13 protein-coding genes are annotated in these 14,295 nt (G+C 63.9%); 2 read left to right on the top strand and 11 right to left on the bottom strand.

Annotation, left to right across the window (positions count from 1 at the left end; genetic code table 11):
• Nucleotides 1-139: 139 nt before the first annotated feature.
• Nucleotides 140-955 (bottom strand): MBL fold metallo-hydrolase, encoded by an 816-nt coding sequence (locus tag E8A46_RS22355; RefSeq protein ID WP_291565919.1) that lies wholly within the window; start codon nt 953-955, stop codon nt 140-142.
• 46 nt (nt 956-1,001) lie between these two features.
• On the bottom strand, nt 1,002-1,853 hold the full coding sequence (locus E8A46_RS22360) for an SDR family oxidoreductase (protein ID WP_291565921.1): 852 nt from the start codon (nt 1,851-1,853) through the stop codon (nt 1,002-1,004).
• 434 nt (nt 1,854-2,287) lie between these two features.
• Between E8A46_RS22360 and E8A46_RS22365 the strand changes: the two genes are divergently transcribed.
• Nucleotides 2,288-3,289 (top strand): DUF2336 domain-containing protein, encoded by a 1,002-nt coding sequence (locus E8A46_RS22365; protein WP_291565923.1) that lies wholly within the window; start codon nt 2,288-2,290, stop codon nt 3,287-3,289.
• A 182-nt stretch (nt 3,290-3,471) separates the two neighbouring features.
• Here E8A46_RS22365 and ilvC read toward each other — a convergent pair whose 3' ends face one another.
• The 8 genes from ilvC to miaA form a co-directional block, all read right to left on the bottom strand.
• Nucleotides 3,472-4,491 (bottom strand): ketol-acid reductoisomerase, encoded by a 1,020-nt coding sequence (ilvC, locus tag E8A46_RS22370; protein WP_291565925.1) that lies wholly within the window; start codon nt 4,489-4,491, stop codon nt 3,472-3,474.
• A gap of 146 nt (nt 4,492-4,637) precedes the next feature.
• Nucleotides 4,638-5,240 carry a LysE family translocator gene (locus E8A46_RS22375; protein ID WP_291565927.1) on the bottom strand — a complete coding sequence of 201 codons (603 nt, stop codon included), beginning with the start codon at nt 5,238-5,240 and terminating at the stop codon, nt 4,638-4,640.
• A gap of 9 nt (nt 5,241-5,249) precedes the next feature.
• Complete coding sequence (locus E8A46_RS22380) at nt 5,250-6,125, bottom strand: EamA family transporter (protein ID WP_291565928.1); 876 nt, start codon at nt 6,123-6,125, stop codon at nt 5,250-5,252.
• Nucleotides 6,126-6,133: 8 nt separating this feature from the next.
• Nucleotides 6,134-6,829: a class I SAM-dependent methyltransferase gene (locus tag E8A46_RS22385; protein ID WP_291565930.1), complete on the bottom strand. Its 696-nt coding sequence runs from the start codon at nt 6,827-6,829 to the stop codon at nt 6,134-6,136.
• Between the two features lie 3 nt (nt 6,830-6,832).
• Complete coding sequence (gene ilvN / locus E8A46_RS22390; RefSeq protein WP_291565932.1) at nt 6,833-7,375, bottom strand: acetolactate synthase small subunit; 543 nt, start codon at nt 7,373-7,375, stop codon at nt 6,833-6,835.
• A 166-nt stretch (nt 7,376-7,541) separates the two neighbouring features.
• Nucleotides 7,542-8,525 carry a threonine dehydratase gene (locus E8A46_RS22395; RefSeq protein ID WP_291565934.1) on the bottom strand — a complete coding sequence of 328 codons (984 nt, stop codon included), beginning with the start codon at nt 8,523-8,525 and terminating at the stop codon, nt 7,542-7,544.
• A 15-nt stretch (nt 8,526-8,540) separates the two neighbouring features.
• Nucleotides 8,541-10,316: an acetolactate synthase 3 large subunit gene (locus E8A46_RS22400; RefSeq protein WP_291565936.1), complete on the bottom strand. Its 1,776-nt coding sequence runs from the start codon at nt 10,314-10,316 to the stop codon at nt 8,541-8,543.
• 390 nt (nt 10,317-10,706) lie between these two features.
• A complete protein-coding gene (miaA, locus tag E8A46_RS22405) occupies nt 10,707-11,642 on the bottom strand; it encodes a tRNA (adenosine(37)-N6)-dimethylallyltransferase MiaA (RefSeq protein ID WP_291565938.1) in 936 nt (311 codons plus the stop codon).
• A gap of 3 nt (nt 11,643-11,645) precedes the next feature.
• On the opposite strand from miaA, the gene serB reads away from it, so the two are divergent.
• On the top strand, nt 11,646-12,542 hold the full coding sequence (serB, locus tag E8A46_RS22410) for a phosphoserine phosphatase SerB (RefSeq protein ID WP_291565940.1): 897 nt from the start codon (nt 11,646-11,648) through the stop codon (nt 12,540-12,542).
• Nucleotides 12,543-12,729: 187 nt separating this feature from the next.
• Here the strand turns inward: serB and E8A46_RS22415 are convergent, their stop codons facing one another.
• Nucleotides 12,730-14,205 (bottom strand): Do family serine endopeptidase, encoded by a 1,476-nt coding sequence (locus E8A46_RS22415; RefSeq protein ID WP_291566066.1) that lies wholly within the window; start codon nt 14,203-14,205, stop codon nt 12,730-12,732.
• Between the last annotated feature and the right edge of the window lie 90 nt (nt 14,206-14,295).

Genomic DNA, 14,295 nt, shown 5'->3' on the forward strand with positions numbered 1-14,295 from the left:
GGCAGACCCTTTGGCCTTGGCTGGCGACGACCAGGAGACGCACGGCGCAGCCGGAGCCTGCGGCGTGTCATAAAAATGTAAGGGAAACGTCATCCCGGCGCAACAGAATCGGTAACCGCCGGTTGCTCACCGGGCCGCTTTATGATGGCCCGGCCTGCAAAAGCTCAACATAGCGCGCCGCCGAACGCTCTACCGCGCGGGCGCCGCCGGACATCACCTGCCGCCCGGGGAAGGCACCGCAGATCCGGTCGAACCGCCACGGCGCCAGGGTGTCGGCGATACGGCGCACCGTCGCTGCTGCGAGCGGCAGCATGTTCGGATAGCTCCAGAGAAATGACACGCGGCTGAGGTCCGCCGCTACCTGCACAATGTCGCCGCTCAAGATCGCGCCGCGCCCATCGGCGCCATCAGCCCAATGCAGCACCGTGCCGCCCGGAAAATGGCCGCCCAGCCGCAGCAACGTCACGCCTTGCGCGATCTCCAGCGTCTCGCCATCCCAATGGCGGATCGCGGGATCGGGACGCATCACCCAATCGGCGTCGGCAACGTGCAGGTGGACAGGACAGTCAAAGGCACGCGCCCAATCCTGCATGCAGGTATAGTAATGCGGATGTGAAATCGCGACCGCGACGAGGCCGCCCAGTGCGCGAACCAGCGTTTCGGTCGCGTCGTCCAGGAGCGCAATACAGTCCCACAGAACATTCCCCGTGGGGGTCCGCACCAGCAGCGCGCGCTGGCCGATACCGAAACCCGGTTGGGTATGGATCTCGAACAGATCCGTTTCCAGCCGCCGCCAGGCGTTGGCGTGTCCGCCCGAAAGCCGCTCCGGCGTTGTCCAAAGCTGTCCGCCGCGCGGCACGAACTGCCGTTCATCTTCGCAGATCGGGCAGCCGGAGGGCGGTTCGGGCGTTTCCGGGTAGGAGGTGCCGCATGTGTTGCAGATATGGATCGGCATCAAACAATTCCTGATCGCCGGAGATGACAACGCAGATTCGCCGGACTCATGCCGGCGGCATCAATCCGAGACGCCTGGCGATGATCCTGTCGACCATCCGCTTCGGCAGCACCGCCGTGATGAAGTGCCGCATCGGATCCGGCGTGATCGAGTAGCGCACTTTTGGGCTCGCCGATGTCAGGGCGTCCACGATCGCTTCGGCAATCTTTTCCGGCGGCAATCCGTTTTCGCCGAGCTGCCGGGTGAATTTACGGATTTTCTCCAGCGCCGGGAAAAACGGCGAATTCCTGTAGCCGGAAATGTCGGCTTCTTCGGCCTTGCTCCAGATCGGCGTCTTCACCGCGCCTAGCGCCACGATGATGACGTCGATGCCGAACAGCATCATTTCGCGGCGCAGGCTCTCCGACAGGCCCTCGATCGCGTGCTTGGAGGCCGAATAGGCCGACAGCAGCGGGTTGCCGTTCTTTCCGGCGACCGAGCTGACCATCACGATCCGCCCCTTCGCTCCCTTCAGCGACGGATCGGCGCCGAGCAGCGGACCGAAAGCTTGCGTGGCGATGATTGGCCCGATCACGTTGACGTCCAGCTGGCGGCGGAATTCATCGGCGGCGAGCCCCATCACCGGTCCGGCCACCGCGATGCCGGCATTGTTGACGAGCCCCGCCAGCGTCTCGCCATTCAGCGCGGCGCGGACCTCGCGGGCAGCCGCCAGCACCGCGGCTTCATCGGTCACGTCGAACAATAGCGGGGTAAAATTCGCCCCGAATTCGCTTCTGAGGCGGTCGGCGTCGGCCTGCTTGCGTACGCTGCCGAACACGCGAAATCCGCGGGTCAGCAGGAGCTTCGCCGTGGCCCAGCCGATGCCGGTGGAGGCTCCGGTAATGACGACAGATTGCATGATTGACTCCAGCTCCCAGAGGCGCGGCGGACCATTTGTAACCCGAACGGGGTCTTGCGCAATCGGCGAAGGGGGGAAAAACCCCGCCGCTGTTGACGATTTGTGCCTGTCCAAGTTCAGCCGGCCAGGGTGTTTTTTGACACACGGCATTTGCCCCCTTGCCGCGAAGGTCTCTCCATGACGCTCGTCCGGGCCATGCGCGGCACCCAGCCCGGACGCGGCATCGTCACGCCGTCGGTCCTGCGTGATCGCGCATCCCGTATTTCTACGGATGGCTGCATTAACGCGAGCGTAGGGCACGGCGGCCACTGTTGCGGATCACTAGCAGGCCCTCCGGAACGACAGTGCAACAGCCGGTTCATTCCATCATCGACGAACTCGAAGACGCCGTGAGGAGTGGCTCGCGGGAGAGACGGGTTGACACCCTTCGACAGGTGACAGATCTCCTGCTGAATGAGGGAGAGCGTCTCAACGGCGATCAAATCAAGGTCTTTGACGACGTGCTGTGCCTGCTCATCGCCCGCGTCGAAAGCCGGGCCAGGGCCGCACTCAGCGCGCGCCTGGCGCCGCTCGACTACGCACCGCCGCAAATCATCGAGCAACTGGCGCGGGACGACGCGATTGCCGTCGCAGGAGCCGTGCTGACCAAATCCGGCCGTCTCTCGACCGAGGTTCTCGTCGAGATCGCGAGCACAAAGAGCCAGGATCACCTGCTCGCCATCTCCGGCCGCACCGACCTGCCGGAAGCCGTCACCGACGTCATTATCGATCGCGGCCAGCGCACGGTAATCCGAAAACTTGCCGGTAACGCGAGCGCGCGCTTTTCGGATGCCGGCTATTCCGGCATGGTCGCCCATGCCGACGCCGACGATGAGCTGGTTGAAATCCTCGGGCTTCGCATCAACCTTCCGCTCAAATTCCTCCGTGACCTGCTGCGACGCGCGACTGACGCCGTGCGCGCCCGGCTGATGGCCATCGCGCCTTCCCGCCTGCAGGAAGAGATCAAGCGGGTCCTGCAGACGATCGCCAGCGCGGCGGAGGAGGAAGTCCCGCCGGCGCGGGACTTCAGCCGCGTCGAAGCGCTGGTAAAGCTCATGAAGGAGCTGAACGAACTGGACGATGCGGCCATCATCAAGTTTGCCGAGACGGGGAAGTTCGATGAAGTGGCCGCCGCGCTCGCCATTCTCAACAACGTGCCGACCGGCATGATGGCGCGACTGCTGGAAGGACCCCGCTCCGACCTCATCCTCATTCCCTGTAAATCCGCCGGGTTGGGCTGGGCGACAGTCGAATCGATCCTGCGGCATCGGCCGCTGCAGCGGCCGATCTCGGAACAAACCCTGAAGCTGGCCCGGAGCGACTACGGCCGGTTGTCCACGGATACCGCCCAGCGCACCGCGCGCTTCTGGCAGGTTCACAGCAAAATCGAGAAATAGGTTTCTTAAAAGCCTCAGGGATCAACGGCGCGCCAACTGAGCACGCCGTCTCAATCTCCTGGCATGTCTTCCAGCTCGGCTCGCGGATCAGGCCTCAGTTCTTGGTCTTGTCCACCAGCCCGCCCTTCTTGATCATCGAGATCGCGCCTGCGCGATCTCGCATCTTGACCGTGGATCAGGCCTCAGTTCTTGGTCTTGTCGACCAGCGCGCCCTTCTTGATCCACGGCATCATGTCGCGGAGCTTGGCGCCGACTTCCTCGATCGGGTGCTGGGCGAGCTTGGCGCGGGTCGCCTTGAACGAGGTCTGGTTGACCTTGTTCTCCAGCATCCAGTCGCGGGCGAATTTGCCGCCCTGGATGTCGGCGAGCACCCGCCGCATCTCCTTCTTGGTCTCGTCGGTGATGATGCGCGGGCCGGTGACGTATTCGCCGTATTCGGCGGTGTTGGAGATCGAATAGTTCATGTTGGCGATGCCGCCTTCATAGATCAGGTCGACGATCAGCTTCACCTCGTGCAGACATTCGAAATAGGCCATCTCGGGCGCGTAGCCGGCTTCCACCAGCGTCTCGTAGCCGCCCTTGATCAGTTCGACCAGGCCGCCGCACAGCACCACCTGCTCACCGAACAAGTCGGTTTCGCATTCCTCCTTAAACGAGGTCTCGATGATGCCGGCGCGGCCGCCACCGATCGCCGAGGCATAGCTCAGGCCGAGGTCATGGGCATTGCCGGAGACATCCTTGGCAATCGCGATCAGGCAGGGCACGCCGCCGCCGCGCTGATACTCCGAGCGCACGGTGTGGCCGGGGCCCTTGGGGGCGATCATCAGCACGTCGAGATCGGGGCGCGGGTCGAGCAGATTGAAATGCACGTTGAGGCCGTGGGCGAATACCAGCGCCGCGCCCTTCTTCATGTTGTCGTGCAGATGCTCGCGGTAGATATCGCCCTGCAATTCATCGGGGGTGAGCATCATCACCAGATCAGCCCATTTGGCGGCCTCGGCGACTTCCATCACCTTGAAGCCGGCGGTCTCCGCCTTCTTGGCGGAGGCTGACCCCTTGCGCAGCGCGATGGCGACGTCCTTGACGCCGGAATCCTTCAGGTTCAGCGCATGGGCGTGGCCCTGGCTGCCATAGCCGACGATGACGACCTTCTTGCCCTTGATCAGGTTCAGGTCGGCGTCGCGATCATAATAAACACGCATGGTGGTTTCCTCTTGAGGGGGCCGGAATCGGCCGATGGGTCAGGCTTTCAGGTGGGTAAGCCCGCCGGGCGCCCGCGAATTTCCGGCGTTGTCTAGAGCATTTTCCCGCTCAGGGGAAACCCGTTTCTGCATGGCGCGGCTGCTCATCATGCCTCCATGAAGACCGGGTAGAGCGAGGCCAGCAGCAGCACGGCCATCACGAGGTTGAAGGCCCGCACCGCCCTCGGCGAGGTCATGAGCGCGCGCAGCGAGCTGCCGGACAGCGCCCAGATCGAGGGAGCCGCCACCCCCAGCAGCAGGCACAGCACCACCTGGATGACGATGTTCCAGGGGAAGCTGGCAATGCCGGCATAGGCGGTAATGGTCCCGATCACCATGACCCAGCCTTTGACGTTCACCCATTGGAACAGCACCGCGCCCCAGAACGTCATCGGGCCACGCCGATGGTCCTGCCCCGGCGTGACCGGCTCCGAGATCGCGATCGCCACGGCCAGATAGATCAGATAGGCCGCCCCGGCATATTTGAGGATCGTCTGCAGCACGGGATAGGCGACGAAGATGGTCCCGAAGCCGAGACCCACTGCCCCCACCATGAACGCGCAACCGACCGTGATGCCGGCGATATGCGGCAATGTGGGACGGAAGCCGTAAGTCAGTCCCGACGACAGCACCATGATATTGTTCGGCCCCGGCGTGAAATACATCACGGCGGCGAAAACGAAAAAGGCGATCAGCAGCGAGTGCGACATGATGTTGCCTCACGCGATCTTCGGCATGGCTTGGGGGCGCTTCGACAGCAGCATCACGGCGATGCCGCCGACCACGGTGAGCATGCCGGCCAGCCGCAGCGGCCCGAAGGTTTCGCCGAACACGACGTTCGATGCCGCCGCGCCGACGAACGGAACCAGCAGCGCGAACGGCACTACCTGCGCGGCCGTATGATCCCGCAGCAACCGTCCCCACAGCCAATAGGCGACGCAGGTGGAGATCGCACCGACGAAGAGCATGCTGGCCCAGCCGGTCAGCGACATCTGCCACAGCGATTGCCATGTCGCCTGCGGCCCGTCGACGGCAAGCGCCAACGCCATAAGCGGCAGCGGCGGCACCAGGCAGAGCCATGCGAACAGATCGAACATCGGCACGTCCCGCGCCTGCCGCAGCAGCAGATAGCCGATCGCGAAGCTGACCGGCGAGATCAACAGCACGGCGAAGGCGCCGGCACTGAAATCGAAGCCGACGGTTCCGCAGACCATCACTAGGCCGATCGCGGCAACGCCGATGCCGGTCACCTGCAGGCGCCTGGGAATCTCGCGGAACGCCAGCGCGGCAAATGCCACCGTGAACAGCGCCTGGCTCTGAACGATCACGCTGGTAAGACCGACGGGCACACCGTGCGCAATGGCCCAGGACTGCGCCAGAAACTGCCCGAGAAACAGCGTAGTGCTGATCGCGATCAGCACCGTCCATGACACTTTCGGCCGGCGCACGAGCAGGCACGGCACGGCCGCGATCGCAAAACGCATCGCCGTCATCAACGCGGGCGAGAGTTCGTCGAGCGCCAGCCGGCTCGCCACGAACCCGAGACCCCAGGTGACCGCCACCAGGACAGCCAGGAAAACGTCGGCGGGCTTCATCGACGTGGCTAGCCCTGCTCGCCGTGTTTCGGTTTCCGCAACAGGTAAGTGCCGTGCAGCGGCGCGTGATAATCCACCGAGATCAGCGTGAAACCGGCATCGGTCAGCATGCGTTCGATCACCCAGCCGAAGGTCGAATATTCGTCGCGCATATGCGTGACGACGCTGTCGCGGTCGAAATCGTGGTTCTTGATGCTGAAATCGGCCCACGCTTCCACATCGCGCTCCACGCCGTCCGGCGTGCTGACGAAGACAATGTCGCGCAGATAAAAATTCGCGCCTGGCTTGAGCGCCGAAAAGATCCGCGACAGCGCCACGGCTTTCCAGAAATCCGGCAGATGATGCAGCGTGAATTCGCTCACGATCAGGTCGTACGAATTGGGCTTATAGGCAAAGCTCAGGAGACCGGCGGGCTGGGTGCGGATCGCGACGTTGCGGTCCTTGGCCTGGATGCCGGCGAGCGTCAGCATGGCCGGCGAGATATCGATGGCGTCGACCTCGGCGCCCATCTGCGCGGCTTCGCAGGCCAGGACGCCATTGCCGCAGCCGATGTCGGCGACCTGCCAGCCACGCTGCACCCCCAGCATGGTCAGCGCGGCGCGGGCGCGCAAATCGCTGTCGTCATGGCGGTCGTAGATCGACGCGACAGCGGAATCGAGCCCGAGCCGACGCCGTTCATTGTAATACCAGTCGCGCGCCAGCATGGTTCACATCCCCTCGGCCCCGCGCCCGATCGCGGCGACCCCGGTGCGCGAAACCTCGACCAGGCCGAGCGGGCGCATCAGGTCGATGAACTGGTTGATCTTGGCGGAGTTGCCGGTGATCTCGAACACGAAGCTTTCAGTGGTGGCGTCGATCACCCGGGCGCGAAAGGCTTCTGCCAGCCGCAGCGCCTCGACCCGGTGCTCGCCGGTGCCGCGCAGTTTCACCATCGCCAGCTCCCGCTCGATCGAGCGCCCGGTCAGAGTCATGTCGACGACACGATAGACCGGGACCATGCGGTCGAGCTGATGCTTGATCTGCTCGATCACCATCGGCGTGCCGGTCGTGACGATGGTGATGCGCGAGACGTGCTTCTGGTTCTCGGTCTCGGAGACGGTGAGACTTTCGATGTTGTAGCCGCGCCCCGAGAACAGCCCGATGACGCGGGCGAGCACGCCCGGCTCGTTCTGCACGAGCACCGACAGCGTATGGGACTCGCTCGGATCGTGACGCTCTTCCATGAAGTAGGCGGAGGCGGGCTGGTTCATTTTGAGGTCCCCATTGTCCTTTTCGTCGTCATACCGCAATTCTCGCCATCCCCGCGAAAGCGGGGATCCGGTATCCCGGAGACGCCCGAGAACGATCGAGACGCCGCGGCGTACTGGATCGTCCGGTCAAGCCGGACGATGACCGTCGAATTTGTGTCTAACACCCTCACACCATCACCCTGTCGCTGGCGACGGCCTCGCCAGCAACCCATCGGTTGAACAAGTCGAAATCGATATTGCCGCCGCTCAGAACGAGGCCCACGCGCTTGCCGCGGATTTTTGCTTTCTCCTGAAGGGCTGCGGCGAGAGGGGCGGCGCCGGCGCCTTCCGCGAGGTTGTGGGTGTCGGTCCAGTAGGTGCGGATCGCCGCGGCTATTTCGCCGTCGGTGACCTGCACGATCCGCGAGGCACCCTTGCGGATGATCGCCAGCGCATCCGCGTCGGGGACGCGCGTCGCCATGCCGTCGGCCCGCGTATTGCTGCTCTCGGTCGTCACCACCGTGCCGGCCGCAAACGACAGCACATAAGATGGCGCTTCCGTTGACTGCACGCCGACGATTTCGGTTTTCAGGCCGAGCAGGTCGCGCGCCATGATGCAGCCAGAAATACCCGAGCCCTGTCCGATCGGCACATAGAGAATATCGAGATCGCTGGCCTTCCTGAACAATTCGAGCGCGTAGGTCGCAACCCCCAGAACCAGATCCGGATGGAAGGACGGCACCATTTCGAGCCCGTCCTGGCTGGCGCGGCGACCTGCCTCTTCGCGGGCAATCTGGAAATCCGCGCCATGTTCGACCAGCTTGGCGCCGAACCCGCGCATCGCGCGGTTCTTCTCGACCGAATTGCCGTGCGGCACGTAGATCGTGGCCGGCACGCCGTAGCGGCTCGCCGCGAAAGCGAGGCTCTGACCGTGATTGCCTGTGGTTGCCGAGATAATGCCGGCCGTGCCGGGCCGCTCGCGCTTCAGGCGTTCGAGATAGACAAGCCCGCCGCGCACCTTGAAGGCGCCGGTCGGCGTGTGGTTCTCGTGCTTGACGACAACATCAGCGCCAAGTCGCCCGGAAAGCAGCGGCCACCGATGCGCCGGCGTCGGCGGCATCGCCGCGCCGACGACGCCATGGGCACGTTCCAATTGGCCAAGGTCAAACATGGGCGTTTCTCACCATCACACCAGCGCCTTGCCGCTGGCAAAGGCCGCGGCGGTGGCTTCGTCGTTGGCTTCCGCCGGCAGCAGCATTTCATTGTGCGCCTTGCCCGAGGGAATCATCGGGAAGCAATTCTCCAGCGCCGCCACCCGGCAATCGAACAGCACCGGGCGCTTGACGCTGATCATCTCCTTGATCGCGCCGTCAAGATCGCCGGGTTTGATCGCCTGAATGCCGACGCAGCCGAAGGCTTCGGCGAGCTTGACGAAATCCGGTAGCGCCTCGGAGTAGGAATGCGACAGCCGGTTGCCGTGCAGCAGCTGCTGCCACTGCCGCACCATGCCCATATACTGGTTGTTCAGGATGAAGATCTTGATCGGCAATTCATATTGAACCGCCGTCGACATCTCCTGCATCGTCATCTGTACCGACGCGTCACCGGCGATGTCGATCACCAGGCTGTCGGGGTGCGCGACCTGCACGCCCAGCGCCGCCGGCAGGCCGTAGCCCATGGTGCCGAGGCCGCCCGAGGTCATCCAGCGGTGCGGTTCCTCGAAGCCGAAGAACTGCGCCGCCCACATCTGGTGCTGGCCGACTTCGGTGGTGATGTAGACGTCACGCCCGCGGGTAGCCTCGAACAGCCGCTGAATCGCAAATTGCGGCAGGATGATATCGCTGTTCTTCTTGTACGACAGCGAATTGCGCGCGCGCCATTTCGCGATCTCCTGCCACCAGGTGCGGATATCCGGTTTCTTCGCCTCGGCCTTGAACACCTGCAGCAGATCGCCGAGCACATTGGCGGCATCGCCGATGATCGGAATATCGATGCGGATGTTCTTGTTGATCGAGGACGGGTCGATATCGATATGGATCTTCTTCGAGCCCGGCGAAAACGCGTCCGTGCGCCCGGTGATACGGTCGTCGAAGCGCGCCCCGACGCACAGCATGGCGTCGCAGTCATGCATCGCCATGTTGGCCTCGTAGGTGCCGTGCATGCCTAGCATGCCGAGCCAGTTCTTGCCCGACGCCGGATAGGCCCCCAACCCCATCAGGGTCGAGGTGATCGGAAAGCCCGTGAATTCGACGAGCTCGCGTAGCAGCTTCGAGGCTTCGGAGCCGGAATTGATGACGCCCCCGCCGCTATAGATCACCGGGCGTTTGGCGGAGGCCAGCAATGCCACCGCCTTGCGAATCTGGGTCGCGTCGCCCTTGACCCGCGGCGCATACGACACATGCACGTCGGATTTGCGCGGCGGGTGATAGGTGCCGGTCGCGAACTGCACGTCCTTTGGCACGTCGACCACCACGGGACCGGGACGCCCGGTGCTCGCGACATAGAACGCCTCGTGCAGCACCTTGGCGAGATCCTTGACGTCGCGCACCAGCCAGTTGTGCTTGGTGCAGGGCCGGGTGATGCCGACGGTGTCGCATTCCTGGAATGCGTCGTTGCCGATCAGGTGGGTAGGCACCTGTCCGGTGATGCACACCAGCGGAATCGAATCCATCAGCGCATCGGTCAGCGGCGTCACCATGTTGGTGGCGCCCGGGCCCGAGGTCACCAGCACCACGCCGGGCTTGCCGGTCGAGCGCGCATAGCCCTCGGCGGCGTGGCCGGCGCCCTGCTCGTGCCGCACCAGGATGTGCTCGACCTCGCTCTGCTGGAAAATCTCGTCATAGATCGGAAGCACCGCGCCGCCGGGATAGCCGAAGATGTGCTTGACGCCATGATCGATCAGCGCGCGCACGATCATGGCGGCTCCCGTCATCTGGTTCGGATCGTGGCTCTTGTCGCTCATGGCTGGCTCCGGATGCGCTGTTCTCACGCGGCTTTTTGGTTTGGAGGTCGAGGGTAGAGGTGGATTGTTTGGAAAATAAAAAGGGGCCCGAAAGAGGCCCCATGCACACCGCCCGATTTTGGATGGCTTCTAGCCATCCCCGGCGGTGCGCCTGGGTACGACGACGATAAGCAGTTTGGTAATTTTATTACGCATAGGACCGCTCAAGCTTCCCAAAGGTTGCGCGAACATACCGCCCGAGCCTCGAAAGTCAAGCCAAGGGCAGAAATCAACGCTCGATTCTGAGCTTAGCCGGGTTCCCGGCGTTCGGCGAGCGTGAATTTGGGGTGTACAGCCATGCGGGCGCCAACCATAGCCGCGTCATGCCCGCCTTGTCCCGGCCATGACGGCTCAACGAGAACTGGCGCGGAGCTGGTCGAGCCACTCCTCCGCCGCCTCTGGCTTCACCCAGGCAAATTCCGGCAGTTGATGCCGGAACCAGGTAAACTGCCGCTTGGCATAATGGCGGGTGTCGGCGCGGCCGATTCCCGCCGCTGCTTCAAGCGTGATCTCGCCCTTCAGATGCGCCATCAGCGCCGGCACGCCATGCGCCTTCATCGCCGGCAAGAGGGAATCGAGTTGTCGGGCGGCCAATCGCTCGACCTCCTCAAGCGCGCCGGCCTTCAACATCGCATCGAAGCGCGCGTCGATCCGCGCGTAAAGTGCATCGCGATCGGGCTCGAGAAACAGCGCGCAGAATGTTCCCTCTGGCAGCAGCGGCGGCAGACCGTCGCGGTGCCAGTCGGACAGCGAACGACCGGTGGCCTCGATCACTTCCAATGCGCGGGCGATGCGGGTGCGATCGCGCGGCTTCAAACGCTCGGCGGCAGCCGGATCGCGCCGCGCGAGCTCGGCGTGCAGCGCATCGACGCCGTCGCGCTCCAGCCGCGCGCGCACGGCCTCGCGTATTTCCGGCGGGATCGGCGGCACCGCCGACAGTCCGCGCGTCAGCGCCTTGAAGTAGAGGCCCGAGCCGCCGACGAAGATCGGCAGCCGGTTTTGTGCGCGCACTTCAGACAATGCCTTGGCGGCATCCACGACCCAGCTTCCTGCGGAAAAATTCACCGCGGCATCGACGTGACCATAGAGAAGGTGCGGAACCAGTGCCTCCTGTTCCGGCGCCGGCCGCGCCGTGATGATCCTGAGATCGCGATAGACCTGCATGGAATCGGTGTTGATGATGGCGCCGCCGTTTTTTTTCGCGAACTCAAGCGCCAGGGCCGACTTGCCGCTGGCGGTCGGCCCTGCGATAAGCACGGCGTTGCTGTTCTCCGGTTGCGAATTCACTGCATGTCCCTGGTCGCCACACTCATCTGCAATCCCGCCAATCCCGCGCTCGATAGCACGGTGATCGATGGCGCGCGCGCCATTTTGCCATCGGCCGGACCGGCACAATGGCTGTTCGACGAAGTGGCCGCCGACATCCCCTTCACCGGCAACGAGGAGGATATCCGCGCCATCGAACACCGCCTGCGCGAGGCGCGCGGCGACCTGCCTTTTGACATTGTCGTGCAGCCTCAGGGGTTCCGGCGCAAGAAGCTTTTTCTCGCCGACATGGATTCCACCATGATCGGCCAGGAATGCGTCGACGAGCTCGCCGACTTTGCCGACCTCAAGGTGCATGTTGCCGCCATTACCGAGCGCGCGATGCGCGGCGAGATCGCGTTCGAACCGGCGCTGCGCGAGCGCGTGGCGCTGCTCAAGGGCTTGCCCGTCAGCGTAGTCGACAATGTCCTGAAAGATCGCATCACACTGACGCCGGGCGGCCGCGAGCTGGTCGCGACCATGCGCGCCCATGGCGCCTGGACCTGCCTGATCTCGGGCGGCTTTACACTGTTCACCAATTCGGTCGCCGCGATGATCGGATTTCAGGAAAACCGCGCCAATCAATTGATTGTTCAGGACGGCAAATTGACCGGCGAGGTCGCCGAGCCGATTCTGGGCCGCGCCACCAAACTCGCAACCCTGATCGAGCTCACTGAGTCCTTCGACCTCGACGACATCGACACCTTGGTGGTCGGCGACGGCGCCAACGACCTCGGCATGATCGAGCACGCGGGCCTCGGTGTCGCCTACCACGCCAAGCCGGCGGTGGCCGCCGCCGCCGCGGCCCGGATCGACTACGGCGACCTCACCGCGCTTCTGTATGCGCAGGGGTATCGAAGGGACGAGTTCGTCGGGGGATAATCTCTCCACGTCGTCCCCGCGAACGCGGGGTTGACGACGCAGCGCGCGGCCGTATCCACAGTCGTCATGCCTGGACTTGATCCGGGCATCCATCAATCTTCAAAAGATTCTTGCGAAAGCGATAGATTGCCGGGTTATCTCACGCGAAGACGCGCTTCGTGCTTTTGCCCGGCAATGACCATGAAGGCTACTGCACGCTCAGCGCCACAAAACGCAACTCGCCGTCGGCGTTCGACACCAGCAGCAGCACGGATTTCTTGCCGTCCTTCTTCAACTGGTCGACACGCTTCTTGACGTCGGCGGCGTTGCTTACCGCTTCCTGCGCCACCTCGACGATGACCTCGCCGGGGCTAAGCCGTTTTTCGGCGGCGTCGGAAGTGCCGTCGACATTGGTGATGATGACGCCCTTGATGCTGTCCTTGATCTTGTAGCGGCTGCGCAGATCCTTGCTCAGCGTCGCCAGATCGAGGCCGAGGGCCCGCTGCGTCACCGGCTTCTCGGTGGATTCGGGCGACTTGATCGCGGCCGGCACGGGCTTGTCGCTGTCATCGAGGCGACCGAGCGTGACCTTCCTGGTTTGCTCCTCGCCCTTGCGGATGATGACGACATCGACCTCCTTGCCGACGGCGGTGTCGGCGACGACGCGCGACAGGTCCTTCGGCTCCTTGATGTCCTTGCCGTCGAATTTCACCACGACATCGCCGGGCTCGATGCCGGCGGGCTTCGCCGGGCCCTTGTCCTCGACGCCGGCGATCAGCGCGCCGCGCGCGGGCTTGATGCTGAGGCTTTCGGCGATCTCGTCGGTGACCTGCTGGATGCGGACGCCGAGCCAGCCGCGGCGCAGCTCGCCGAACTGCCGGAGCTGATCGACCACGCCGGCCACGGTCTTGGAGGGTACCGCAAAGCCGATGCCGATCGAGCCACCGGTCGGCGAGATGATCAGTGTGTTGACGCCGATCACTTCGCCGTCGAGATTGAACAGCGGGCCGCCGGAATTGCCGCGGTTGATGGCGGCGTCGGTCTGGATGTAATTGTCATAGGGTCCCGAAGCGATGTCGCGGTTGCGCGCCGAGACGATGCCGGCCGTCACCGTGCCGCCGAGGCTGAACGGATTGCCGATCGCGATCACCCATTCGCCGAGGCGCAGCTTGTCGGAATCGCCGAACTTCACCGCGACCAGGGGTTTCACCGGCTTGAACTTCAACACGGCAAGGTCGGTCTTCTTGTCGACGCCGACCAGCTCGGCCTTGATCTTGGTGCCGTCGTTCATGATGACGTTGATCTCGTCGGCGTCCGCGATGACGTGATTGTTGGTCACGACGATACCCGAGGTGTCGATGATAAAGCCGGAGCCGAGCGAATTGGTCTTGTGCGGCTGCATATCGCCGCCCCTCGGACCGCCGCCCGGACCACGACGGTTCTTGAAGAAGTCATCGAAGAATTCCTCAAACGGCGAGCCCGGCGGCAGTTGCGGCGTCGCGCCCCTGCCCTCAACGCCGGCGCCAACCTTGGCTTCGACGGTCTGCGAGGTCGAGATATTGACCACCGCATCGATGACTTTCTCGGCAACGTCAGCGATACCGTCGGGACCGCGCGCCAGCGCAGGCGCTGCGGTCAAGACACTTGCCGCGCCAAGGCTGGCGCTGAGGCAGATCGCGGCCATCAGCGGGCGCAGGCTCAGGGCTGGGGTCACAACGGTCATATCAGCTCTCTCTTCTCGAAAATGGGCGGAATTTGACGTCCACAGTGCGCC

Origin of the sequence: Bradyrhizobium sp., assembly GCF_004799445.1 — a bacterium.
Taxonomy (GTDB): Bacteria; Pseudomonadota; Alphaproteobacteria; order Rhizobiales; family Xanthobacteraceae; genus Bradyrhizobium.

Excerpts from the sequence above, each read along its gene's own strand:
- E8A46_RS22355 (WP_291565919.1), bottom strand. The coding sequence starts at position 955 with ATGCCGATCCATATCTGCAACACATGCGGCACCTCCTACCCGGAAACG.
- E8A46_RS22360 (WP_291565921.1), bottom strand. The coding sequence starts at position 1,853 with ATGCAATCTGTCGTCATTACCGGAGCCTCCACCGGCATCGGCTGGGCC.
- ilvC (WP_291565925.1), bottom strand. The coding sequence starts at position 4,491 with ATGCGTGTTTATTATGATCGCGACGCCGACCTGAACCTGATCAAGGGC.
- E8A46_RS22375 (WP_291565927.1), bottom strand. The coding sequence starts at position 5,240 with ATGTCGCACTCGCTGCTGATCGCCTTTTTCGTTTTCGCCGCCGTGATG.
- E8A46_RS22380 (WP_291565928.1), bottom strand. The coding sequence starts at position 6,125 with ATGAAGCCCGCCGACGTTTTCCTGGCTGTCCTGGTGGCGGTCACCTGG.
- E8A46_RS22385 (WP_291565930.1), bottom strand. The coding sequence starts at position 6,829 with ATGCTGGCGCGCGACTGGTATTACAATGAACGGCGTCGGCTCGGGCTC.
- ilvN (WP_291565932.1), bottom strand. The coding sequence starts at position 7,375 with ATGAACCAGCCCGCCTCCGCCTACTTCATGGAAGAGCGTCACGATCCG.
- E8A46_RS22395 (WP_291565934.1), bottom strand. The coding sequence starts at position 8,525 with ATGTTTGACCTTGGCCAATTGGAACGTGCCCATGGCGTCGTCGGCGCG.
- E8A46_RS22400 (WP_291565936.1), bottom strand. The coding sequence starts at position 10,316 with ATGAGCGACAAGAGCCACGATCCGAACCAGATGACGGGAGCCGCCATG.
- serB (WP_291565940.1), top strand. The coding sequence starts at position 11,646 with ATGTCCCTGGTCGCCACACTCATCTGCAATCCCGCCAATCCCGCGCTC.
- E8A46_RS22415 (WP_291566066.1), bottom strand. The coding sequence starts at position 14,205 with ATGGCCGCGATCTGCCTCAGCGCCAGCCTTGGCGCGGCAAGTGTCTTG.